A 23416-nucleotide genomic window follows, 5' to 3' on the forward strand; every position below is an offset into this window, starting at 1 on the left:
TAATGTTTAAACTTTTAGGCTACTAAAAATTATTCAAAAGATGAAGGTTTTTTCCTCAGTACTTTTATTTCACTTTGTCTCGATTTTTCATCCAAGATCTTTTGCTTAGCTCGCCTGGAGCGCCTTTTCTTTTGGCGTTTTAATTTCTCAATTTTTTGCTGTTCCTTTGTTTTTTCATCACTCACTATCGAATGTAATTTGTGACAAAGTCGCATTCTTGCAAAATACCGATTGTCTTCACGACTTCTAGATTCCTGACATTTTATTTCCAAGCCTGAAGGTATATGCTTCAAATAAACGGTTGAAGCAGTTTTGTGCAATTTTTGGCCTCCTTTACCACTACCAACGATAAATTTTTCGATGAGATCTGCTTCATTGATATGAAGTTGAATCATTAAATCGTTTAATTTATCCCATTTTTCTTTGTTAATCATAGTGATTATATATTTTCTTGTGAAAATTCATCCGCAGAGCCAACATTTTTTGAAGGGTTCTAACCGGCATGTAAAATTGATTGCTTGATATTAAAATGAAAATCATTCTGGAATCCAGAATAAAAATCATCTTTTACATTTGAACTTGCTTGTCTATGTTAGAACAAAAGAGCATATCTCTAGAAATCTATATTTGGATCAAAATTACTTTTTCAAAAATCATTAAATACTATAATTAATACTTTTTGATCTGATAATGATTCAAAAGCATTGCTTATGGCATATTGATCGTATAGATTACAGGTTAAGCGAAATAAAATCTAAAGGACTAATGTTATGTCAAAGTGTTTCGTTCCCTCCGGAAAAAAAGATCAATTGCCAAATCAAAAGACTAATCTCTATAGTGTTCAGATTATTAAAAAAACAGTTAGTAATAAAAATAGATTTTAGGTTTAAACCAATTCCTGCTAATTCAACGATTCGTAGATTTATTATAAATATGCCCAATCATAAATAACTTTATGAAGGGGAATTTATCGCTGCCTATATGAGTTCACATAATAAAACGTGAAGGAAAATATAAATAAAAAAGGAGTTGATATGTTTCTTGTAGATAATAGTGGTAAAGGCAATTGTATGTATTACGCTTATAGCATTTCTTTAATGTATTATTTACGAGCCAATAATGCTCCTGAACGTACTGAACATGTTTTTAATAAGTTAAAGCTTAAAGAAGATGATAAAATTCAATTGCGAAAATTATTATCCAAGAATCCAAATTATCAATTTACATCTCGTGAAATCAAAACCATTATAGAACCCCTTCTTGGAAGGGCAACAAGGGATTTGGCAGCGGAACATACAAAATTAGAGTTTAAATTGTCTCCCCATGATACCCCCTTATTTTCCTCAGCAAAATACGGGTTGGAGTTTTGTTTCAAACAATCATTGCTGGCTAATGGTTCAGAATTATCAACATTAATTGACCATGAATTTATTAACCCGGATTTTACCGAGGCTGAAATATACAAGATTCGTAGTACAGATGTTGCGATGACGGAATATTCACTGTTAAGAATGCCTCACGTGATAGAAGAGTTTAATCGCCTGTGGTTAATTAAAGAAAGTGAACTAAAAAATGAAGAAAAACAGTTCACTGAACATGAAATTAAAGTTCAGAAAGAGAACCTCTTAGATAACATCATAAGGGATGAAACAGTGAATTTCTTTTTAGCAGAAGATGAAAAATATCTGAATCTCTATAAAGATCATCTGCAAAAGGAATTTGTATGGGGTTCAGAAGAAACACTCCTGGTGTTACATCGTGCGATACAGGGGGAGCGCATGGTGCGAAATTCAAACGGAAGGTTGGAGACGTTTTATGATACTGAAATAGTGCTGCATCTTCATAGAGATGGCATCGCTCCTTTTTATCAGTCCAATATTCCAGAGATGATACTGAATAATCAAAATAATTTGCATTGGACCTCTCTAATTCCTGAGTCAGTATTTACACCAAAATTAACAGACAAGGAGCAAATGCTATTTGAGCTGTTGGATGAAATGCATGCGATGCATCCCAGGATAACTGTTTTATTTGGAGAAGATAGGGGCGAGCGTGATTGGCTATCCATTTTAATGAAACAGATGGATATTATTTATACTAATCCATCTTATGCAATTAAAGAAAAAGCACTGGAGTCTGTCTTTCAACTTATTGGTAAAGTGATGCCCAGATTAGGATTAGAGCCTTCTTGGCGGCCGTTACTAAGTAATTTTCTTTCAGCATTGGTTGATTGTTCCCCAATATTTTTGGCCGATAAGCCAAAGGATTTAATATTGGAGTGCCAAACGGCTGAACAAAGTCAAGAACGCAACGAATTATCTGTTCCTAAACAAGTTCAAACGAGAGAACGAAGCAAATGTTCCCGACATACTTTGTTTCAATCTGAGGGACCTCGCCAAAAGACATATCCTCAAGAAATTTCTCGCTATGTTTCTGAGGGTAAACAGTCAGGCCCAAGAGTGGCAAACGCTCTTAGACAGATGTATCAAGAGGGCACTTACTCTCCTGAAGAATGTAGAGAAATCGCTTTACAGTATTTGAGTTATGTAAAATATAAGAAGCGTCATTTTGTTCTGACTGATGTGAATCACTTTATAGAAGAAATGAATGAAATTATTAAAGTGGATTATGAACAGGAAATAAGGTATTTAGATGCCAGAGATAGGAATACAGCAAGAGATGTTTTAACAATATAAAGGATTTAGTGCATATTGGACGACGGTTCGACAAGGCTAAAAGGTTGGGTAGTTACCCAACCTTCGAATAATTTTAATGAGCAGATTGGTTTGCTATATAATCATCATCATAATCATCTGAATCATCGGGGCTTGCTAAAAACTTATCTTCATAATCAATCACAAAGCCGGCAAAAATACGAATGATGCGATCATCAATTTTTTCAGGATAGTGTACTGAGACTTCCCAGGTTTTGTCACCGATGTTGCGATTTAATTCAGCGATTGGGTGCGGATTGCTTGTTGAGGTTAAAATAACAAATCGGTCAAAGCTTGGATTAGCATAGGCATAGCCAATTTCAGTTGATTTTCCTGACTCATCATAGTCATAAATAGTGAATTTTGCTGATTCGAGTGTCGCTAAATTTCCATCAATAAAGCCAATTTGCACTCCTCGGGTATCATATATATCAATTTCTTTAGCCCAAGGATAGAGAGAACCTAAAGAAATGATTCGAGTAATTCCTGTTGCTTGCCATCCATCTTTATTGGATAAATCATAGTTTGTACGGATACGAAATGCACTCTTTTTTATTGAGCCTGGATAGGTTTCTTTTTGAGGGGATTTAATCTGATAAATTTCAGAAAATTTATAAACATCTTTTGTAACTACAAAATCATAAGGATGGTCTTCATGAACACCATAACTATTAGCAAAAGTTGCATAGGATATTGTAATCAGGAAAAACAAGTACGACACCAATGATTTACGCATTATATGACCCCTTTGATTTAAATACTTTGGAAGATACCAATTTGACAACAATGAAAAATAAATAAAAATATAAATAATTCAATGTCGTTCATACACCTCGTGAGAGGTTGGGGTATAGTAAATCAAATTGATTAAGGAATAAATTGTTTCTACTCGTTTGATGATTTATTTTAATATAGATTGGTAATTGATAATCATGTAGAGCAATAGATTGTCAGTTGTTTGAAGTTTAAACTATAGTTAGCGCATCTCTTAATAAAAAGGGGCCCCGGGTTCCTCTGTATTGTGCTCAGGCTACTTTTTATCAAGAGTCTTGGCGTAATTCTTAATAGCACTAAAATATAATTAAGAGTCTACTTGGGACCACCCAGATTGGTAGCTTGCAGATCCTCATATTCGATTATTTCGTGTTCATCTTTTGGATTTGGGAATAATGAAGCAGGAGTTGCGATGTTGTTGTTATCAGACTTAAAAATGCTAAATTGAGTTAGATTTGAACCATTAGATTTATTTCCACGATGATTTTTTACTGACGTTACTCTATTTTCTGAAAGAGATATCAGATTGATTTCTTCCTGTATTTTTCGATGTCCTTGATTCACGGTAGACATTTGGGAACTTAATTCAGAAATCTTGGCGTTGAGTGCGTTCAGCTCTTCTTTTAATTGCTTTAGTTGCTTATTTAATTCTTTCCGCACTTTTCGTTTAATTGAATGATCTTGCTGTTGTTTATCAATAATGTCGATCTGATTCTTAAGCATTGATGCTTGCAACATCAAACTTTTCATGGGAACTGTCACTGCTTTTTTGGAGGCTTCTTTCATATGTTCCAGTTGTTCAAGTATTGAATGTCTCGTGTATGCTAAATGCTCCAATTTATCAGCATGACGTTCTTTAAAATCATAATTCCATTTTTCGTCGGTGATGTAAATCTCTAATATAGGGGTTAACTGATTTATAAATCCACTTAGACCCAAAAAGTCTGTCGAAGGGAATAGAGCCAAATCTTGAGTCAAACGGGGGGCCATAATAATTGCGAGATTATTGTAAGTCATGCGATTGGTATCTTGAAATCTACCAACTTGGTGCATTAAATAGCAGTAATGGTCAAGGATCTCTCCTGCGCGTTGATGATCGACTCTTTTTGAAAGCAGGAGATCACAAATAAAATCATCGAATAGTTGAGCTGCATTGAAAAGATTTTTTCTATCTTGAGAATCCAGTAGAGATTTTAATTCTTTAGAGAAGGTAAGTAGTAATTTGTCTTCTGAATCTAATATCTGGGTGCCTTTGAACATGGCGGGTATCATCCCTAAAATGTTATGGAGATGTTCACTATTTACTTTATTTTTTTCCATTACATAGTGACTTAGAGTATCCACATTAAATTGTTCACTGATAAGCAGATCAAGTAATCTCTCGGTTTCTTCTTTTGCCCCTGAAACTCGAAAAACTCCAGGGATATTTAATAATTTTGGATTTTGGGCTACTAATTGAACAATGCTTCGAAATACATTCACTATCACATGGGTATTGTAGGGGCCAGGCATGTAAATTCTCCAGATAAGAATACAATGTTTCGGTTTTTAAAATGTTTATTAAAAACAGATAGGACGTAAGTACTTTTATTTCATTGAATTCGGACTAGACATCTACAACAAATCCATCAACATAATTCATAAACAATCTCCCTTTAATTTATGAAATATAACCGTTTGTTAATATGGCACATTTAATTCAATTATTCCAAGTAATGAATAATGATTTCTGTTGTTCGCCCCCAAATGTGAGGGGCAAAAAATAAACCTCCTAAAATTATTTGACAATCTATAATTATGATAGGGAACAAAAAAATAGATATGCAGGAGACAAACACTATGTTTAAAAGAATCGCTTTATTTCTTGCTACGAACTTAGCCATACTCTTAGTCATTTCTTTTATACTAAGCTTATTTAATATTGGCCCATACCTGTCGCAATATGGTTTAAATTATAAAGCCCTGTTAATCTACGCCGCGATTGTGGGGTTTACAGGATCATTCATTTCACTTTTTATTTCCAAATGGATGGCAATTCATGCATTTAATGTTCAATTAATTGAGAGACCAACGACCGAAGCGGAGTCTTGGTTAATGAATCAAGTAAGCAATTTAGCCAAGAAAAGAAACATTGGAATGCCTGATGTTGGAATTTACGACAGCCCGGAACCTAATGCGTTTGCAACAGGATGGAATAAAAACAAGGCCCTTGTTGCTGTTTCGACAGGATTACTCAATGCAATGCAGGAAGATGAGATACAAGCTGTATTAGGGCATGAAATTTCTCATGTTGCGAATGGCGACATGGTAACCCTCACTTTAATTCAAGGTGTAGTCAACACGTTCGTCATATTTTTTGCCCGTATTGCCGCATTTTTTGTGATGCAGTTTTTCAGAAGAGGCAGTGATGAAGAGATACAAGGTGGTTTCGTTTATTATGGGGTGGCTCTCATATTTGAATTACTGTTTGGAATTTTAGCCTCCCTGATCGTCATGTGGTTCTCTCGCTATCGCGAATTTCGCGCAGACAGGGGAGCCGCGCAATATGTTGGTAAAGACAAGATGATCAAGGCATTACAACGTTTGCAACAACTCATGGATCAAACGCCAACAGACGATCGTGCACCAGCATTTAATACCATGAAAATATCAAGCCACGGGAGTTGGCTTGCTCTATTCTCAAGCCATCCTCCGCTTGAAAAACGAATTGAAGCATTGCAAAAATATAGATAATACTTTTTTTACTTTGGAGTCAATTTAAAATTTATAACCATTTTTTCTTTTTAAAATATCTGAATGGCAACCATGCTGAAATGACCATCATCAGTATCGCCAGCGGATAGCCCACATGCCAACGTAACTCAGGCATGGCATTAAAGTTCATTCCATAGATGCTTGCTATGAGAGTTGGTGGCAGGAAAATAACGGCGGCAACTGAGAAAATTTTAATTATACTATTTTGCTCGATATTGATCATACCTAAAGTAGCATCGAGTAAGAAGCTAAATTTGGTAGAGAGGAAACTTGCATGTTCTCGAAGCGCATTGATATCTTTTTGGATTATGTGGATCTCTTTAGAAATATCTGAGCCACTTACCTGTTCTAAGTAAGAAATTAAGCGAGTGAATGATATTAAACTTTCACTGGCTTTAGTACCAAGGTCTCCATTGGCTCCTATGTATTGTAATATATGCTTATAGTTTGTTTCAGCTGTTGTATCATTATTTTCTTGTGGATGAAAAATAATTTTCGATATTTCATCAAATTTGTCGCTTATTTTTTCTAAAATATCAGCAAGCCTATCTACGACGGCATCTAATAATTCTATTAATATAGCTTTTGCATTGTAATCTTTTGTTTTAGAACGCACTAACTTTTTAATAAATAATTTAAATGGATGCAACTCTACATAGCGCAAGGTAATCAAGCATTTTTCGGCAAGCATAAAAGTGACCACATCCGTTTTAACTTCAGGTAAATCGGATAGAGCAACCATTGTTGCTGTCATATATAAAACGTTATTGTCAGTATACAATCTACTGGAAGGCTCGATTTCTTCAACTTCTTCTTTAGTCGGGATTTCAATTTTTAATTGCTCTTCGACTAGCTGTTCTTCTTCTTTTGTCGGAGACAGTAAATCAATCCAAAGTGCATTTTGCAGGAGATCTTTATTCTCATCGTTAAGAATTCTGGACTGTATGCGAGAATCAGTTTGGTAATAAATGACTACCATGTAATTTATCCTTTTCGCTTTATAAAATGCTGTATCCGAGTTCTTATCTTATCTTGTTTTATCATAAATAAGTAGCGTTCCTCCATCGGGCGTTCAGTGTCCAATATATGTGGGTTTATGTTTAATGACTAATTTCAGATTTTTAATATCGTGCCCCACAAATTAACTCAATGCTTAATATTTGGTTAAGTTGTCTTGTGTAATATATAAGTATTCAGGCTATAGGATACTTTGAAATAGTGAGTTAAATGATGTTGTCTAAAGTAATTAGTGTATCTAAACATATTAAATCAAAAGTAAGAAAACCTATAAATTTAGGCGGTAACACACAAGTTGTTCGTTTCTATTCTAATGATTGGAAGAAATTTAATGAGGGATCTTGTGACATTGAGGGAGTGCTGCAATCAGGTAAAGAAGCATTTCCAGATATTTTTAAAGATTCAACAGTTGAATTTACTGCATTAAAAAATTCAGTACAAAAGAAAGATGAATTAAAGTTGATGATAACTGCTTTTGGACACCATAAGGGGCATCATGGTACATCGGTTGGTGATTTAATTCTATATGAAAGCCGTAGACGCTCATTACAAATGACAGGAGCTTTAATTCCTTTATTAGTAAAAACACCACCTCAAAATATCGAGTTTGGTTGCTTTGTCCGTGATTTCCACTCAAAACATATTGTTCCAGCGATTCCTGAAATAGATATGTTGTCTGAGCGACAGAAATATCTTGATTGGGTCTATCGTGTGTTAAATGATGCGGATAAGCGGCAACAACATCCGCAGATTTATAAGCATTTTCATAAATTGAAAGCAGAACTCCTAAAACGGAGAGAAGAAGGAATTATTGATGCATCTGATTTGGGGATAAGTGAATTGGCTATGATTCGAGTAGCAGATGATTTACTTAAAAAGGAAGTTGATGAACGAATATATACTGTTTCAGAGTCTGTTATTGAGTCACTTCTTAAACAATGCAAATATGAAGCGTTACCTTTAGTCTCGGCAGTACATGCAAATACATTTATTGGTGTGCCTGAGAAGGCACCTACAAGTTATCCTGACCGGTTCACAGTTTTGATGGCTGGAGGACCAGGCAGCGGTAAATCAATTACAACAGAAAGTTTTGCATTACAATTGCAACAACAAACTGGATATTCATTGGATGAACTTGCTCTACTTACTGTTGATAGAAAACGAACAATTTATTATGACGATGAGTGTGTCAAAGGCGCTCATAAAAAGCATATTGGTACATTAACACATGCAGAAGCAGTAGTGACCTATAATATGAGCGGTGAATTTTTAACGCGTCGTATGGATCAAAATAAAAAAGTGCCGAATGTATTCAAAGAAATGTGTAATGTATGGCCTAAGTGGCTTGATATAGGTTTAAAAAAAGATGGAACTTATTTGATAACTGTTTCGACAAGAAAGCCAGAGAATGCTGTGGATGGTGTGATTCAAAGAGGTATTGCGAATAACGATTTTATTACACCTCCCGAGTATGTATTAAATTCATATCGGAGTGTTAGTGAACGTTTTCCATTAGTTATCCAGGAAAACAGGTCGAATAAAGTAATTATTAGTGTCGTAAATAATGAGTTGGCGATTGAAAAAAAATTCAGTCGCCAGCAAGATCAAGAGTCTAATTCAGAAGGGAACAAACCTGCTATTGTAGTAGATTGTGAGACGAACACAATATATGTAATAAATCTTCCGCAATATATGGATTTTATCAATCAAAGCCAACTTAATACCAAGGCTACATCTGCACAAGAACTTTTTGCAAATGCAGATATTTCAATTGCTGCGGGTATGGCAAGAGTAATCGATCCGGCTAAATTTGAATCGGTTAAAATTGCATTTGTTAGTAAGGACATCAGTTCAACTGCAATTAATAAACTTGAGAAAAATATAGTAGCAACTGTCCAAGATGGTGTGCTCAGCGTTTCAGATGAAGAAGGATTTGAAGAGTTAAAATCTAATGCTCCAGAACATTTTGACGCATTAAAGAGCGCAACACTGCAAAGCACACTGAGCATAAAGTGAATGCCTAATGGCTTCTAGGTAATTAGTCCTCGTAGCTAGGGTTAAAGCGCATGCCCTAACCGAGCTTCGCTTTTGCTGCACCTAGGCCTACAAGCTTAAGTTGACGCCATTGTGTGAACGCTCCTTTTGCTTACTTAAACTTCGAAACGGGCCCTTGGGCATCCGCTGACGAAGAATTTTCGAGTTCGTTCACAATTACCTTTGTAGATTCATTTAATTTTGGTTTAGCTCCCTTTTCCGTAACTATTGACCAATCCACCTCTTTAAACAAACTGCTGGCAGTTGGGCTATTTTTAATTACTTTCTGAGGGCAGGAAGTAGCAAATCTTTTAAAAAACATCATCATCTATAAAATCCTTTTTTAATAAAACATGCTCTAACTATGATAGATTTTTATAAAAAATATGCAAGTTTTATTTTTTAATCAATAATAAAATGTAACTTATTGTTTTTTCTTTGGATTTAACTCACTCTTATCTGGTAATGGATTATTATCTAACTCTTGGGCAATCGTTCGTGTATTTTTATTGAGGGAATTTATTTGTTTTTTATCTACAGTAACACTCCAGTCAATCGATTTTCCAAAATTTTTGGGAATTTTTTTAGACATTCTGGTTGTCTCCTAAAATATTCAATCTACTTTATGTATATATTAGCAAAATATCCTACGGCAATCAGGTTAAAGATAAGTAACATTATATTTAGGCCCTTTTTTTATTTGGCATGAATCAAACAATTTTTTAACATGTGATTAATAATCATAAAGATGATTTTCTCCATTATCTAATCAGTCATCAAGAGACATAAATCATCATTATGAGTGCTCAAGGCGGGGCGATTGCTCTAAATGAACTATACACAAAACGAATCAAAGGAAGTGATATGTTTTCAAAAATTGATCAAATAAGAAAAAGAAATAGAAAAAAAGTGATAAAAGCAATAGCTGAGCTTGATGCTATAACTTATGAGACAGTTTCAACGTTTTTACCTGCGAAACTTGCTGACGGCTCATTGGAATTAGATCATAGTGTTTATATGCCTGTTGATCCTAGCACCGTGAAGCCAAATGGTGTTGGTCGATATCTTATCTATGATCACCCTGATGAAGCAAATCCTTTTTCCATATGGGCATTCGCATTCGCACCAAGACAAAAAACAACAATTCATGACCACAAATATAAGGGAACGGTGACTGTTCTGGAAGGGCCAATATCTGAGAAATACTATCGACCCACAGGCGAACTGACTGCACGATTAGAGACTCGCATTGACCGTTATCGCTTTCATTGCAATCGTGATGATTTAAGTGAGATATTTGTACATCAGCTCAAGCGAAGGAAAGGTTTGGGGGAAGGGATTAGTGTGACTTTACATATATATAATATGCAAGCTTATTTAGTGAATTTAGAGGGCGATAAAGTAGATCGAAGGAACTTAAAAACAATCTATTCTAAGGATAAAACGATCGATGAAGAGAATAGCGCGACTTATTCGGAAGCTTACCCTCAGTTAAAATTTGATTAATTAGATAATTATAATCTCTATCAAGGAGTTACTAGGTAATCCAATTGCGAATTTTATTAGAGAATTTTTTCTAGATCGGCATAAATCGATAAGCCAGGATATAATTAACCTGGCTCGATATATTAATTATAAATTTAAAAAGAGAAGTAGCGCTTTTTGTACGTGCCTCCTGTTTTCACTTTGAGTAAAAATTATGGAAGCAGGGCTGTCTGGCAAAGTCTTTGATACTTCTTTTCCTCGCTCCATGGGCATACAATGCATAAATACTGCTTCTGGCTTTGCATAAGCCATTAAGGCTTCATTTACTTGAAATCCTTGAAAGGCTTGATCATTTTCCTGACCTTCAAAGCCCATACTGGTCCATACGTCCGTATAAACTGCATCGGCATTTTTAACCGCTTCTTCCGGTTTAGAAAAAGTATGAATCATTCCTGTCTTAATGCTTTTTGCTTGTTTGACAAGCGAATCATTCGGTTGATGGGATTCGGGACAGCAGTAATTAATTGTTATTCCTAATTGAGGTGCAAGAAGCATCAAACTATGAAGAATGTTATTTCCATCACCTATATAAGCCACGGTTAGTCCATCAAGTGAGCCGAATTGTTCCCATAGGCTTAGTAAATCAGCAAGAATCTGGCATGGATGATGTAATGCCGAAAGACCATTGATTACAGGCACTTTTGCATAGGTAGCCATTTCCTCTAACAATTCATCAGCATGGGTTCTTACCATAATAAAATCGGCATAGCCGTTTAGAACTCTTGCCATATCTGCTGGTGTTTCTTGTTTTCTGGTATTGCCTACGCTTTCAATGGCTATCCCACCCAAACTTTGAATGGCCATTGCAAAACTTAATCGGGTTCGAAAAGAAGGCTTCTCAAAAATCATCGCAAGGCTTTTACTAGCTAGAGCCTGATTGTAAAGGGCTGGAGTTTGTTTAAGCGTTTTAGCGTTCTCCAAAATATGCATTAAATCCTCTGGACTTAATTCAGTTCCTGTCAGCAAATGCTTTGGTTTTTTAGCGGATGATGTATTAGTTAAGTCAGCTGATTCAGATGCAGGATCTTTGGTTTGGTACGAACCTGATTCAAGATCAAATATTGCTTGTTGTAGATTAATCACGAACGTATTAGTTGTTATTTCACTAATAGATTGAGAAGAGTTTTCTGCAATCTGATTGTTATTGACTGGGATAGTAAGGGACATGTTAGCCTCCATCAATTTATTTATAATGAGTCCTTTAACCAGATATGTTCCAGCTTTTGAATTTCTCCATTTTCTTTAAGCTTTTGTAATGCCTTGTTAATTTTAATTGTTAAAGGAGAGCCTTTTTTGACGACTAATGCATATCCATGATCTGCTTTGGCAATTACGGAATGAGAAAGATCCATATGTTTTTTGCAGTAGATCTTACCCTGAGATCCATCCATTAAAACGACATCAACAAGACCTGCAATTAATGCTTCAACCGCTTGATTGTTATTGTCCAGGACAGTAATTTCGACTTGAGGATAATTTTCACGCAACCAAATCTCCATAATACTACCGAGTTGTACTGCTACTTTCTTTCCTTTAAGTTGGTTCGGCATTGTGATTGGTTGGTTGGAATGATACACGGCGGCCATACCTTCAAAATAGTAAGGTTCAGAGAAGTCGAAATTGATTTTTCGAGTGTCAGTAATTGAGATAGTCGCTATGGCAACATCATCTTGCCCAGAGCTTATGGCTGGAAGAACAGTACTGAATTGCATATTGTCAAAAACAGCGTTTTTGCCAAGTTCCTTAGCTATTAGTTTTGCTAAATCAATATCAAATCCTTTTAGATTGCCGTGGTTGCTATATTCAAAAGGTGGATATTCCGCGGATGTGGCGAAATGCAGAGAATTCTCATTGCTCTTTCTATCGCATGAAGATATGAGAATTGTTGTTGTGAATGCCAGGAGCTTTAAAAATTGACTCATATGAATTCAATTCCATGTATTATCCGTTAAATGAATATATATGTCATTTGCTTTATTGTCAATGAGTATGAATATAATTTCAATTTATTGAATATGTGGTCAATTCGGAGGGTTTTGTTAACCAAAAAGATGCAGCAGTTATTTTTTAGAACAGCGTTTTTGGAATCTTTTGAATATTAAGTAAAATCTAATTGCCGCCACGCTTCATATAAAATAACTGCAACTGCATTTGAAAGATTTAAACTTCGGTTATTCTCACGCATTGGAATAGAGAGAGAGGGGTATTTTTGTAATACTTCTTCAGGTAAGCCGTTGGATTCAGGTCCGAACAAAAACATGTTTTCCGGTGTAAATTGAACCTTTGAGTAACACTTCTGAGCTCGGGCACTGAACGTATAAATCGTTTTTTGATGATGTTGTTGAATAAAGGTTTCCCAATTTTCATACTGGGAAATAGAAGCCCATTCGTGATAATCGAGCCCTGCACGTCGTAATGCTTTTTCTTGTAATGAAAAACCGAGAGGATGTATTAAATGTAATTTTGCCCCAGTATTAGCACATAATCGAATGATGTTTCCAGTATTTGGGGGAATCTCAGGTTGGTATAAGGCAATATGAAACATAAGTTTTATAGAATAATAAAAGGTTATAGCGATTAATTAAAAATGATAATGGCATATAGAATAGAGTCAAGAAGTAGCATTTTATCCTTGCTTATACGATGCTTATAACATAAAGAGATTTAAATCGTTACGCAACTCATCTTTATCCTTTTTATCGGCCTGATGAACATATTTAAAAAAGGAGATAATGCTTCTATCTTGCCGAACAACAAGCGCAGTACTTTGAGTTGAATTTGTCTGTTGATATTGAAGTGTTGCAAGGTTGACTTCTTCATATTCGATATCTGATTCTTCGTCTAGGAAAATTATTGACTGTGGCTCTTGTACCAAACTATTTTGTGTACTCTCAGAGTCTGAAATTTCCTCAATGATTAAAGATGAGACAGCAGAGGTTAGCTCTCTAAACATAGGTAAAGCTCGTGCTTTCGATTTTAGTGAATCAGCATCGGCAGCATGAGGAGATTCCTTCTGCATTAAGGCGTCTCTAACTTTTAGTGTATGTTTGTGCTCATGAGCATAACCAACTTTAACTGTACTATTACTGTAGAAGCGAGCTAGTTTTTTAGTTTCATAGTCAACTCCATTTAATGATACTAACATCGGTACATGGACTGTCGCTGAATAATAGTTAATGGTTACGTCTTTATAGTGTTGGCCTAAACCTTGAGCAAAATAGACTGCTAATTGATCATTGGTGTCATTCTCATCACATATAAATAAATTAATTGCTTTTGTATTCTGGGCTAATTCAGGTGTAAGACCACATTGTTTCATTCGCCAGGCCACCGCATGAATTGATAGCTCATAAGGTTCTTGCGAAAGATATTGATAATAGGCTTGATTAATATTTATGACATGATCCGGATCTCCAGTTCCATCAGCAAGAATATAAATTATTGCATTGTCTCCCAAATTTTCCTGAGTAAAATTAAATTGAGCTTGATCATAATATTCGTAATCTTCTTCGTTTTCATCAGGATGACGATAGATCACGATTTCAGGAGTTTTATCACTTTTCCCTATGGAAGTTTTTAAATTATATCTCCAGTCTAACGCTCTCATATAAAGAGAAAAATTATTTTCGCTTGCAGTGAACGGAATAAATAAGATAATTTTTTGCTTAGATAAATTTGAATCTAGATTTTTTAGCATGGCCAAAGTTTGTAAGCTAATAAATTTATCAAATTATATAATTTTTAAATTAAGAGATTATTAAATATGACAAATTATTAGTTCTTCATCAGGTCATAAGGAGTTGGGTTTGCAATTATCTATGCATAAAGAATAAAGTACATCCACATGCGATTGGGCTGATAAAAACCGGATACTCCACAAAGCGATCCTGGCATGGTCATCTAAAAACCTCCCATCAGTGAGTATGAGTGGTTTATTATTGACGATAATGAGGTAGTTATCAGTAAACCAGTTAAAAATAGTAAAGTCATTTAATAACGAAGGTGAGTTTTTGACATAATTGGGTAATTCTTGGGATGAAAAAAAAGGATAGCTTTTTACAAATTGACTCCTTGACTCTTTAAAAAGGGGAGTTACTGCATCAATGATATATAAGCGATTTGTTGTTAGTGCAATTCCTCTCCATAAAGTTGAGCTCAATAATTGAGGGAATACACGTACTTTTTGAGTATTTATCCGCAGCTTGGCAAGCTCCTTTCGAACTTCTGTCATTGCTCGATAATGTTGAAATCCATTAAATAGCATAAATACGCTTACTAATAGTAAAGCAATAATGACTGGCTTTCTTTTATTAAAAACAACAGTACAAACAACTCCTAAACATAAGGGTATTGTCACAAAGGGATCAATAATAGAAACAATATCCCAACTTATTCTGGTTGTGGAAAAAGGCCAAAATAAGACTGTCCCATAATTGGTACATGCATCGAGTAAGCCATGGGTTGCATAACCAATCAATGCTGCTAAAAAAGTGAATTTCCAATTAGTTCGGAATCGTTTAAAAATTAGCAAAACTAAAGTAACAATCAAAGCACCTTCTGGAATAAAAAGTAACGAGTGTGTGATGTGACGGTGATAGAGAAAGAAGAGCATTGGGTTGCCTGATTCCTGAATAAATATATCCAAATCAGGTGTCATTGCTGCTAAACCACCAACAAACCAGGCATTATGTTTGTCTTTCTTGAATAAAAATGATTGAGCACAGGCGGCTCCCAAGACTGCATGCGTGACTGGATCCATTTTTTATCCCTGTAGGTATTTTGTAGCCAATATATTTAATTCATTTTATTTTGAATCAAAGAGAGCAACATAAATTTATGAGTGTTACCTTTGTTATTTTTCGGAAATATCTACTATAGGTTATTCTGCCTGTTTTAAGAAGAGGAACACGGTGAGCAAAAAATCAACCTGTGAGTGCCATTCAAATTTCTTTACTCATGATCAAGGTTGATTCATTAGAACAGGACTTACGAAAAAGCCCAATCTCTTCATTAAAAAATGTTTTTAATTCGGTCATTTAGTCTATCTAAACTCCCTCATTAAAAACATTTTTTGCCTCAACCTAGGGGTTTTTCGTAAGTCCTGTAGAAGACTCATATTCAGCCCTAAGCATTTCTTTTATTTTTTCGGGGGTTGGTCTATCCTCTGGGCTTGGCGACACCATAGGTAAAAGATAATGAGTTATTGTATCTTTTTCGAATTCCTCAAGATAAATAAGATCGCTATCAAATGTACCTTTCTTATTTAAACGGTATATTTCTTTTATACCCCATTTAGGGCCAGGCGTGATCCTTTGCTCTCCAAAGAGCTCAGCAAGAATATGTCCTAAAGCAAATACATCACTTGCGGTGCTACTGCCTTCTCCTACAAATCGTTCAGGAGCCATATATAATGGGGTGCCTCTTATGTGAGGACCCGCATCATTTTTATGAATTTTCTTGGCAAATGCAAAATCAATAAAAGTGACAATTGGTTGCTTTGGGTTTGAAATATCAATCATTATATTTTTAAGTGAAATATCATTGTGAACCAAGCCCTTATTTGCGACTTGTTCTATATAGGCGTTGAGAATAGCAATAGCAATTGTTTTACGAGTTGCGATATCAAGTTGCATCTTGGATTTGTCATGTAGAATATCATGTAACGTGGTACCAGACGCTTTTTTAATGAACATATAGGCACATAGTTTTCCGGCGTTATCTCTAAAAAATACAGGTTTTCTTACACTTAAATGTCCTGCTTGCTTCGTTCGCTTATATTCTTTTTTAATGCTGTCACGCCATTGTTCTTCTTCTTTATCTTGTTTAAAGAACATGAATTTTCTCACTCTGTCTTTGTGAGGTTTTGTATGCGCGGGAACAAACTCGAGTTCCTTACTAAAAGAAATTAACTTTCCTTCAATGTTGTCCACTGTAGCGTATTTTCCAATGCCTGCGCGACTATTTTTCATCACTTCAAAACAATCACTGATACCATCTTTCCCTAAACGCCAATTCAGCTCATGGGTTAATTTAAATTGAACTTCCTTATATGTATAAATCGTATCCGGTAAAAAAACTTCGGGTTGATCATCTCCCTCTAAAAATTCTTTTAGGAATATACTTTGTTCTTGAGTTAAGTCAGTCGGGTTAATCAGTGTAATTGATTCATTTGTTTGGTGTGAGTTTTCATCTGTTGTAGATATTCGAGTCATTTGAAATTAGTTAATAAGATTAAATGAATTTGATTATACATATTAATTATTAATTAAACATTATGTCTATTAATTGACAAATGGAGGCGAATTTTTAATTCATTATTAAATGGCTGTTTTTTTGGGGCAACTAACATAAAGAAAACATTTTATTATAGACGATCTTCATGATATTTTAAATGATTAACAAATACCCTATAATGTCAAATTAAGATCTCTTAGAGAAATTTAATGGCACTTGAAAATACTGTTGATTTCAATATTAATCAATCGATTACAGTGGACAAAGAAAGCGAATTTTTTATAGCTATTGCTAAAAAAGATGTCCATAGTTTTATTATGGTGGGTGTCGTGGTGGATGGCAAACCTAAGCTTTTAGCGAAGGTAGGCAAGGGAAATATTATTGATAAAAGCTTTGGAACTAGCTGTGCCCAGCAATTCACCTTGTTTGGAAAAATGCTTAGAGGTCATTCAGATGCTTTATTAATAGATGAAGGTATTGGGAGTTCAAATCAGTTTCCAGTAATTAGCTATCAAGCTTATGCTATCTCCTTCACACAGTATTTAGAATTTTTAGCGATAACAAAAGATATTCATCTGGAGCAGTTAGAACTATATAAAGAAAGACCCAATCCAGTTGAGGAAATGAAACAATTGACCTATCCTGAAAGGGCCATATTAAAACTCCGCAAAGGTATCTATTGTTATATTCCTGATGAAGAAGTATCCCCAGGAAAAATTACTCTAAAATACCTTTGTACGGGACAATTTATTAAAAACAGTTCTCATTTAGACTTAGCCGAATACAATTTGCATATTTTGAGAAAGCTTTAGTATTGATTTTGAAATTTGTTAGAAGATCCCTGAGACAATCTAGCCCCAACCGGAAGAAACTCGATTGCGGTCTTTTTTGGTTTCGGAGTTTTTTTAATGGAATGGGTTTTAAAGCGGCTTTCCACTCGCCGATTTTATGGGCCCAAACAAACCCTACTGCAAGCAAAGCGATAAGTCGTTCAATTCGTTTTTGATTGACTATATGGGTTTCCTCAAAACGCCAACCCTTTGACTTTAGCGCACAGAACAGAGTTTCAATTTCCCATCGGCGTAGGTAACATGCAATCGCATTTTTCGGGTGCTTGTTAGTGACTACAATCATTAATTCATCACGTGAATTTTTACTACCGGCCAAATAAAGTGGTTGGCCAAACATCTGTACTTTCATGCCGAATACGTGTTGTTGATAAGGTGCAAGATGAGAAAATAACTGGGCTGATTTTTTAAACTTTTTTCGACCAATACACACATCCATGTTACCTTTAATTCGCATATAAAATGGGATGTTTTCTTCCACCAACCAGGCAATAAGCCTCTTATTAGGGAACTCACGGTCCGCCAGAACTCCTTGAATTTGCTGTTTGCCAAAGGTATTAACAAATTTTGATAGCAGAGCAACTTGCTCCTTGGCAGTGGTATTGCCTGCTTTATTTAACAGAGTCCAAAATAAAGGAATAGCAATGCCCTCATAACAGACTGATAGCATAAAAATATTGATTTTTGATTTTCCCCAGTACCAATTCGTTCTATCAATCGCTAGATAAACAGGCTGGGTTTCGGAAAAAAATAGATGATATATCCATCGCGAAATGCACGTAAAATCAAATTCAAAGCCCGAAAAAAACCGCTTCACACGTTTATAACGCGACTCAATCAAAGTCCCACCTTGCATGGCTACTGCAATTTCACTTAAATTAACACTTCGTACAGTGAATAAAGCCAATAACATCTGAGCAAAACAATCTATTCGGGACTTGTGCCAAAGGAGTTCTTCACCTAATATCTCTCGTAACTCGCTGATATATTTCATATTCACACCTTTTCTAGACAAAAAGATTATATGAAATTCTTTTGTTATCAGCGAGTTATTCCAACTCTATTCCTATATCTCAGTTTTTTTGTCCCGTACAAAGCTAAAATACCAGGAGATTGGAACGTTTAAAAATGAAAGCATTCACGATGATAAGCTAATTCGCCAAGATATAATTGATGAGGCAAAGGAAATTAATACCTCTAATACGTGTCGTACGACAGCGCGTTCCATTCTTAATTATACCTTACATTATACTGCAAATGTTCCTGCATTATTTGCTCTTGGATTTGATTACAAAGCAATATTGTTAAATGGAAATACGTTTCCGTCAAATGCATTTTATATTCTGCCTGAGCCACCAAATTGCTTTCAGCTAAATTCTACTCAAATGAAAGTGCTCGAGGAGCTGTATCAAAAGCTTGAAGATCTACCTAAAAAAGAGCCTGAGTCAGACGTCACAAGAAAAAAATTTAAAAAATTAAAAAAACTATATCTTGAGATAGCAGTTGAGCCTCAATTATCCCTGAGCTTGCTTTTAGATAAAATTACGGTGCATCGGGCAAATCATCAAAAATTATTTGATATCCGAAGGGGGCAAAGTTGTATTAGTAGCTTTGCTGAACTGCTTGGGATTCAAATTAAAACAGGGACTCAGCAAGCCTATGACCGAATGGAACACACTATAAGTAAAGAAATCGAAAGAGAGAGAAAAATTAAATCTGAAGCTAAAGAGGTCGATGAGAATGAGCAAGTCAGTAGAGTAAATATGATTCAATCAGTCTCTTATTGATTGCTTGGCAATATAGTTTAATATCTGGCCCATTTGCCAAATCGAACGCTGTGGCGCCCGGCGCAGCCGACCATCGGACCGCCTGCATACGCACGGCCGTGCCATGCGTATTAATGCAAAATCTAAAGAGATTCAACTCAATGTAATCATATCGTGACAGCGACAACTTATCCCCATTTTCTGTGGATAAGTCTGTGTATACACACTGGAATTCATTAGCAACTACCCTCGCTTGAGGACGTCGCTTTTTTATACGAGGGACTATGCAACAAATTTCATCTAAATTTAAATAATTAGAACCTTAGTCCCTGGATTGGCTTTTACCCAATTAGCCACATATTCAATGTGATTATTTTTGCCAACAGCAATGCATCCACGCGTTGAGCTTGGTAAGTTGTTTAACCAACCAAACAAATTTGATGACTGAGTTGGTCCATGGATCCCTACATCTCTGCCTGTATATCCTGCAGCTAACTGTTTTGTAGTCGGATAGAGAATTGGAATAAAAACTTTAAATTGATTCGATTTTCTTGGATGAGCTAAACCATATAAACCAATTGGAGTTTTATTATCACCAGCGTGTTTTTTACCGACGCCTTTGTATCCGAGAGCTACTTTAAAGGTCTTAATTACTGTACCGTTTTTACAAATATTTAAGATTCGCTTTTTGGTATGTACATTGATTCCGTTTGATAAAGGACAAGATACAGTACTCGCGAATAAAGCGACAGGAAAAAAAATAGAAATCATTAAAAAAACTGCTTTTATTTTCATACAATTAGACTAAATTTAATTAAATTGGCAAATAATTATCCCATAATATTGCCTTTATTCATAGGGGTTATCAGGTTAAATCGTAGACTTACTGTCATAGCGAGAATGCCTAATTGGAGCTAACTCTTTGATTTTAAATATGCTCCATAAGAAATCGCTTCCCTTAACTCCTCAGCTCAACATTTTTGCAACAACTTATTAGATTCGCTAGTTCATCTTGCTCGGTTTTTGTGCATAAAAATTGGCATGTGCTATGATTACATAATGAACCAAGTGAAATTTAATTGGTCATATTAATGGTCATGAGAAGAGCAAGATCCTTTGCATTGACATGTAACCTTGGTTTTCGAGCATCTGTAGCAAATCATCACTCTCGAACCGGTACGCTTTTTTCTAGCAAAAGATTTCGGTCTTGGTTTCAGACACAACCTAGAGAAATACTTATGTGAGGAGACCACTATGAGAAGAGGTTTCTTTGAAGTGGGCAAATTATCTGGACGAGGGGTTCCTTTTAGACGAGCAGTTTTAAGCCATGCAGCCCAATCCGGAGTATTACATTCAGCCAGAAACTATCCTATTAGATCCTCTGTGGAGCAGGATATTGGGCATGCTGAGTTATTGCACAGTTTACCAGTCGGAATGGATATTATTTATCGTGGTACAGCAGGCACAAGTGAAATAATGGAGATAATGCGGTCTGGTGAAATGGGCACAGGGAAATATGCTAAAAGAACAGAGACGTTACAAATTCCCGAGTTTATTGAGGTGAATGATAGTCGCTACCTTCTCTCTGCTTCGCCTTGCCGTCAAACAGTACAAGACTATGCTGAGGGCTTATCTGTGATACCTGCTAAAGGATATATTATTGTGATGGGTCTACCCAAAGTATTTATTCGTCCCCAATCAGTACTCCATCTCGATAGGGAGCTTTATGAAGAATACGCTCGGTCGAAAATTGCAAATGAGGAAGAGGGTATTCGGGGTGCATATAAGCCAATTGTTGCTACAGCTCAAGGAAATAATGAGGTGACCATCATTTTGGGGGCTGGCAAACGAGATAATTGGAGACCAGAAATTGGTACTGATGTTATGAAAATTGTTGAGATTACCGCTCCTGGTAAGATTCTAGGAAAGTATATGGCTGCTAAAAGGGTTCACAGCCAAACCTTCGATAATGAGGAGTTTGTACGACGTCCCTGGGCTATAGAAGTTGCAACTACTAGGCATTCGGTACTCCCTGAGTTTAAATCAGCTTATGAGCGAATGAATCATCGCGCCGATGAACTAGGTCTGATGACCCGCTCCGCATCTGAGAGAAGATTGCTGACTATTGATGATGCTGAGGCAATCATGAGATCAGGAATACTTGACGAGTTCGCACAAAATTATACTTCGGGGAAAACAATCGTATTTAAAGAGGTCCCAAAGGAAATTCCTATAGGTCACGCTGAGGCATTAGCTGAGTTCATAGTTTCTGAACTAAAATCTGAACCTACCCTGCGGGAAATGATGCGAACAGAAAACCCCTCACATTTTTAATAGGATGTACTATTTCTCCAGCCGTAGGCCTGCCCAAGGCTCGGCCTAGCCTGGATGAATGATTTACAGTCAGGAATTAAAAAATAAAAATAAAATACCCATCTTGATTATTTTAAGGTATTTTTGTTTAATAAAATCTTTATTACCCGGTAATAATCAATGGCTATTTATTTTTTATTTGGTAAAACTGGCTCAGGGAAAAGTTACATAGGAAGGCTACTCGAAAAACTAAACATCGTCCATATCGATGGCGATAAACACATCACCCCAAGGATGCTAGACTGTTTAATCGAAGATGAACAAATGACCCCGGAAATGATCGATGAATATGTCACTGTCTTGATTGATGTTATAAAGACACAAAAAGAAAAAAATCCTGAGCAGAGTTTTGTTATCTCACAAGCCATGTATCTCGACAAATACCGTCTTAAGTTATTAAATGCGATACCCGATCTTAAATTTGTAATGATTGATGTTGCCCCAAGAGTTCGAGAACATTTCATCTCCAGACGATTTCAAAATAAAGAGAGCAAAGTAAGTCCAAGGTATGCCAATGAGATGGATAAATTTTTTGAAAGTCCTACCCATGAAGTAATTCTATTTGAAAATAATAAAGAAGCAGATGACATTCTAATAGAGCAAATCCATGAAAAAATGCCAGCTCTTTTTAACATGGGAGCAAAAGAAAAATTAAGCTCATGCACAACTACACGTTGCCTAAGTCCAGCTCTGTAAGTGGGTTTGAACTAGATCTTTGCCATTGTATACTTCATGTATCAGTTAAACTGATAGTTCCGTTAAACAAAATAACTATATGAAGCACTAGTCTTGATAAAAAGACTCTATCTCTTGCTTATACATCAGTACTACGCACAAGAAGTACTGGTGTAGTGGCAATTCGAACAACATTCTCCGCCACGCTACCCAAAAACAGACGACTAAAGCCACGCCTGCCATGCGTGCCTATAACCAATAAATCAGCAGGCCATTCTTTTGCTGCTTCAACAATTACCTCGGCTATTCTCCCTTGCAATGGCTTTAATTCCAGGATTGATGTTTCAGGTTTAATGGATGATTGGCTAGCTATTTTTTGTGCAGCATTATTTAATAGCTTTTCACCATCTTCCTTACATGCAGCAATAAATGAAAGATAGTCAAAAGACGGCCCACCATAAATGACAAAATTCTCATCAATAACATGAATTATTCGCACATTAGCGTTTTGACCGTTAGTTAATTTTATTACTTCCCCAATTAAGGAGTCAGATATTTTACTCCCATCAAGTGCTAGCATAATATTTTTATACATTATAATGGCTCCTTGCTCGTATAATTAGTGACATCTGTGAGCTAAGTCCTGTAAGTATCGATCTGACCGCCGTAATTCATTAGATAC

General features: G+C 35.7%; 23 protein-coding genes. 8 read left to right on the forward strand and 15 right to left on the reverse strand.

The features are described 5' to 3' along the window. Positions 1-29: 29 nt before the first annotated feature. The gene (locus tag ELY20_RS05820; RefSeq protein ID WP_110143992.1) at positions 30-434 is read right to left on the reverse strand and encodes a peptide chain release factor family protein; all 405 of its coding nucleotides are present in this window, start codon (positions 432-434) and stop codon (positions 30-32) included. A 600-nt stretch (positions 435-1034) separates the two neighbouring features. Between ELY20_RS05820 and ELY20_RS05825 the strand changes: the two genes are divergently transcribed. Then, complete coding sequence (locus tag ELY20_RS05825; protein ID WP_110143993.1) at positions 1035-2696, forward strand: hypothetical protein; 1662 nt, start codon at positions 1035-1037, stop codon at positions 2694-2696. Positions 2697-2769: 73 nt separating this feature from the next. On the opposite strand, the gene ELY20_RS05830 is transcribed toward ELY20_RS05825, so the two are convergent. Both ELY20_RS05830 and ELY20_RS05835 read right to left on the reverse strand, forming a co-directional pair. Then, entirely contained in the window at positions 2770-3450 is a 681-nt protein-coding gene (locus tag ELY20_RS05830) for a hypothetical protein (RefSeq protein ID WP_110143994.1), read from the reverse strand. Positions 3451-3803: 353 nt separating this feature from the next. Next, positions 3804-5000 (reverse strand): RhoGAP domain-containing protein, encoded by a 1197-nt coding sequence (locus ELY20_RS05835; protein ID WP_110143995.1) that lies wholly within the window; start codon positions 4998-5000, stop codon positions 3804-3806. Between the two features lie 327 nt (positions 5001-5327). On the opposite strand from ELY20_RS05835, the gene htpX reads away from it, so the two are divergent. Next, entirely contained in the window at positions 5328-6221 is an 894-nt protein-coding gene (gene htpX / locus ELY20_RS05840; RefSeq protein ID WP_110143996.1) for a protease HtpX, read from the forward strand. A 31-nt stretch (positions 6222-6252) separates the two neighbouring features. Here the strand turns inward: htpX and corA are convergent, their stop codons facing one another. Beyond that, complete coding sequence (corA, locus tag ELY20_RS05845; protein WP_110143997.1) at positions 6253-7221, reverse strand: magnesium/cobalt transporter CorA; 969 nt, start codon at positions 7219-7221, stop codon at positions 6253-6255. Between the two features lie 248 nt (positions 7222-7469). Here corA and ELY20_RS05850 point away from each other — a divergent pair, with 248 nt between their 5' ends. Continuing rightward, positions 7470-9275: a hypothetical protein gene (locus tag ELY20_RS05850; RefSeq protein ID WP_233590507.1), complete on the forward strand. Its 1806-nt coding sequence runs from the start codon at positions 7470-7472 to the stop codon at positions 9273-9275. 130 nt (positions 9276-9405) lie between these two features. On the opposite strand, the gene ELY20_RS05855 is transcribed toward ELY20_RS05850, so the two are convergent. Beyond that, a complete protein-coding gene (locus ELY20_RS05855; protein ID WP_233590508.1) occupies positions 9406-9621 on the reverse strand; it encodes a hypothetical protein in 216 nt (71 codons plus the stop codon). 96 nt (positions 9622-9717) lie between these two features. Next, complete coding sequence (locus ELY20_RS16880) at positions 9718-9885, reverse strand: hypothetical protein (RefSeq protein WP_165831647.1); 168 nt, start codon at positions 9883-9885, stop codon at positions 9718-9720. A gap of 272 nt (positions 9886-10157) precedes the next feature. Between ELY20_RS16880 and ELY20_RS05860 the strand changes: the two genes are divergently transcribed. Further along, a complete protein-coding gene (locus ELY20_RS05860) occupies positions 10158-10799 on the forward strand; it encodes a cupin domain-containing protein (protein WP_110144006.1) in 642 nt (213 codons plus the stop codon). Between the two features lie 126 nt (positions 10800-10925). Here the strand turns inward: ELY20_RS05860 and argF are convergent, their stop codons facing one another. From argF to ELY20_RS05890, 6 genes are all read right to left on the reverse strand, one after another. Beyond that, positions 10926-12005: an ornithine carbamoyltransferase gene (gene argF, locus ELY20_RS05865; protein ID WP_110143999.1), complete on the reverse strand. Its 1080-nt coding sequence runs from the start codon at positions 12003-12005 to the stop codon at positions 10926-10928. A 20-nt stretch (positions 12006-12025) separates the two neighbouring features. Further along, complete coding sequence (locus ELY20_RS05870) at positions 12026-12760, reverse strand: substrate-binding periplasmic protein (RefSeq protein ID WP_110144000.1); 735 nt, start codon at positions 12758-12760, stop codon at positions 12026-12028. A gap of 176 nt (positions 12761-12936) precedes the next feature. Beyond that, complete coding sequence (locus ELY20_RS05875) at positions 12937-13383, reverse strand: tRNA (cytidine(34)-2'-O)-methyltransferase (RefSeq protein WP_110144001.1); 447 nt, start codon at positions 13381-13383, stop codon at positions 12937-12939. Positions 13384-13485: 102 nt separating this feature from the next. Then, complete coding sequence (locus tag ELY20_RS05880) at positions 13486-14535, reverse strand: hypothetical protein (RefSeq protein ID WP_110144002.1); 1050 nt, start codon at positions 14533-14535, stop codon at positions 13486-13488. Positions 14536-14628: 93 nt separating this feature from the next. Further along, entirely contained in the window at positions 14629-15597 is a 969-nt protein-coding gene (locus tag ELY20_RS05885; protein ID WP_110144003.1) for a metal-dependent hydrolase, read from the reverse strand. A gap of 322 nt (positions 15598-15919) precedes the next feature. Then, positions 15920-17050: a protein kinase domain-containing protein gene (locus ELY20_RS05890; RefSeq protein WP_110144301.1), complete on the reverse strand. Its 1131-nt coding sequence runs from the start codon at positions 17048-17050 to the stop codon at positions 15920-15922. A gap of 231 nt (positions 17051-17281) precedes the next feature. Between ELY20_RS05890 and ELY20_RS05895 the strand changes: the two genes are divergently transcribed. Next, the gene (locus ELY20_RS05895; protein ID WP_126955651.1) at positions 17282-17884 is read left to right on the forward strand and encodes a hypothetical protein; all 603 of its coding nucleotides are present in this window, start codon (positions 17282-17284) and stop codon (positions 17882-17884) included. Here the strand turns inward: ELY20_RS05895 and ELY20_RS05900 are convergent. After that, a complete protein-coding gene (locus ELY20_RS05900; RefSeq protein WP_058527174.1) occupies positions 17823-18914 on the reverse strand; it encodes an IS4 family transposase in 1092 nt (363 codons plus the stop codon). The two genes, ELY20_RS05895 and ELY20_RS05900, sit on opposite strands and share 62 nt — an antisense overlap. A gap of 88 nt (positions 18915-19002) precedes the next feature. Between ELY20_RS05900 and ELY20_RS05905 the strand changes: the two genes are divergently transcribed. Further along, entirely contained in the window at positions 19003-19707 is a 705-nt protein-coding gene (locus ELY20_RS05905) for a hypothetical protein (RefSeq protein WP_110143862.1), read from the forward strand. A gap of 285 nt (positions 19708-19992) precedes the next feature. On the opposite strand, the gene ELY20_RS05910 is transcribed toward ELY20_RS05905, so the two are convergent. Next, complete coding sequence (locus ELY20_RS05910; protein ID WP_110143861.1) at positions 19993-20481, reverse strand: L,D-transpeptidase family protein; 489 nt, start codon at positions 20479-20481, stop codon at positions 19993-19995. A 459-nt stretch (positions 20482-20940) separates the two neighbouring features. On the opposite strand from ELY20_RS05910, the gene ELY20_RS05915 reads away from it, so the two are divergent. Further along, positions 20941-22020 carry a hypothetical protein gene (locus ELY20_RS05915; RefSeq protein WP_110143860.1) on the forward strand — a complete coding sequence of 360 codons (1080 nt, stop codon included), beginning with the start codon at positions 20941-20943 and terminating at the stop codon, positions 22018-22020. Positions 22021-22179: 159 nt separating this feature from the next. Beyond that, positions 22180-22755, forward strand: coding sequence for a zeta toxin family protein (locus tag ELY20_RS05920; protein WP_110143859.1), 576 nt, complete (start codon positions 22180-22182; stop codon positions 22753-22755). 118 nt (positions 22756-22873) lie between these two features. Here the strand turns inward: ELY20_RS05920 and ELY20_RS05925 are convergent, their stop codons facing one another. Further along, positions 22874-23329 (reverse strand): universal stress protein, encoded by a 456-nt coding sequence (locus tag ELY20_RS05925; protein ID WP_110143858.1) that lies wholly within the window; start codon positions 23327-23329, stop codon positions 22874-22876. Positions 23330-23416 lie beyond the last annotated feature (87 nt).

This window comes from Legionella qingyii (assembly GCF_003990155.1).
GTDB lineage: Bacteria > Pseudomonadota > Gammaproteobacteria > Legionellales > Legionellaceae > Legionella > Legionella qingyii.

What these genes read in the sequence shown, in the direction of transcription:
- ELY20_RS05820 (WP_110143992.1), bottom strand. Translation starts at nt 434, where the DNA reads ATGATTAACAAAGAAAAATGGGATAAATTAAACGATTTAATGATTCAA.
- ELY20_RS05825 (WP_110143993.1), top strand. Translation starts at nt 1,035, where the DNA reads ATGTTTCTTGTAGATAATAGTGGTAAAGGCAATTGTATGTATTACGCT.
- ELY20_RS05830 (WP_110143994.1), bottom strand. Translation starts at nt 3,450, where the DNA reads ATGCGTAAATCATTGGTGTCGTACTTGTTTTTCCTGATTACAATATCC.
- ELY20_RS05835 (WP_110143995.1), bottom strand. Translation starts at nt 5,000, where the DNA reads ATGCCTGGCCCCTACAATACCCATGTGATAGTGAATGTATTTCGAAGC.
- htpX (WP_110143996.1), top strand. Translation starts at nt 5,328, where the DNA reads ATGTTTAAAAGAATCGCTTTATTTCTTGCTACGAACTTAGCCATACTC.
- corA (WP_110143997.1), bottom strand. Translation starts at nt 7,221, where the DNA reads ATGGTAGTCATTTATTACCAAACTGATTCTCGCATACAGTCCAGAATT.
- ELY20_RS05850 (WP_233590507.1), top strand. Translation starts at nt 7,470, where the DNA reads ATGATGTTGTCTAAAGTAATTAGTGTATCTAAACATATTAAATCAAAA.
- ELY20_RS05855 (WP_233590508.1), bottom strand. Translation starts at nt 9,621, where the DNA reads ATGATGATGTTTTTTAAAAGATTTGCTACTTCCTGCCCTCAGAAAGTA.
- ELY20_RS16880 (WP_165831647.1), bottom strand. Translation starts at nt 9,885, where the DNA reads ATGTCTAAAAAAATTCCCAAAAATTTTGGAAAATCGATTGACTGGAGT.
- ELY20_RS05860 (WP_110144006.1), top strand. Translation starts at nt 10,158, where the DNA reads ATGTTTTCAAAAATTGATCAAATAAGAAAAAGAAATAGAAAAAAAGTG.
- argF (WP_110143999.1), bottom strand. Translation starts at nt 12,005, where the DNA reads ATGTCCCTTACTATCCCAGTCAATAACAATCAGATTGCAGAAAACTCT.
- ELY20_RS05870 (WP_110144000.1), bottom strand. Translation starts at nt 12,760, where the DNA reads ATGAGTCAATTTTTAAAGCTCCTGGCATTCACAACAACAATTCTCATA.
- ELY20_RS05875 (WP_110144001.1), bottom strand. Translation starts at nt 13,383, where the DNA reads ATGTTTCATATTGCCTTATACCAACCTGAGATTCCCCCAAATACTGGA.
- ELY20_RS05880 (WP_110144002.1), bottom strand. Translation starts at nt 14,535, where the DNA reads ATGCTAAAAAATCTAGATTCAAATTTATCTAAGCAAAAAATTATCTTA.
- ELY20_RS05885 (WP_110144003.1), bottom strand. Translation starts at nt 15,597, where the DNA reads ATGGATCCAGTCACGCATGCAGTCTTGGGAGCCGCCTGTGCTCAATCA.
- ELY20_RS05890 (WP_110144301.1), bottom strand. Translation starts at nt 17,050, where the DNA reads ATGACTCGAATATCTACAACAGATGAAAACTCACACCAAACAAATGAA.
- ELY20_RS05895 (WP_126955651.1), top strand. Translation starts at nt 17,282, where the DNA reads ATGGCACTTGAAAATACTGTTGATTTCAATATTAATCAATCGATTACA.
- ELY20_RS05900 (WP_058527174.1), bottom strand. Translation starts at nt 18,914, where the DNA reads ATGAAATATATCAGCGAGTTACGAGAGATATTAGGTGAAGAACTCCTT.
- ELY20_RS05910 (WP_110143861.1), bottom strand. Translation starts at nt 20,481, where the DNA reads ATGAAAATAAAAGCAGTTTTTTTAATGATTTCTATTTTTTTTCCTGTC.
- ELY20_RS05915 (WP_110143860.1), top strand. Translation starts at nt 20,941, where the DNA reads ATGAGAAGAGGTTTCTTTGAAGTGGGCAAATTATCTGGACGAGGGGTT.
- ELY20_RS05920 (WP_110143859.1), top strand. Translation starts at nt 22,180, where the DNA reads ATGGCTATTTATTTTTTATTTGGTAAAACTGGCTCAGGGAAAAGTTAC.
- ELY20_RS05925 (WP_110143858.1), bottom strand. Translation starts at nt 23,329, where the DNA reads ATGTATAAAAATATTATGCTAGCACTTGATGGGAGTAAAATATCTGAC.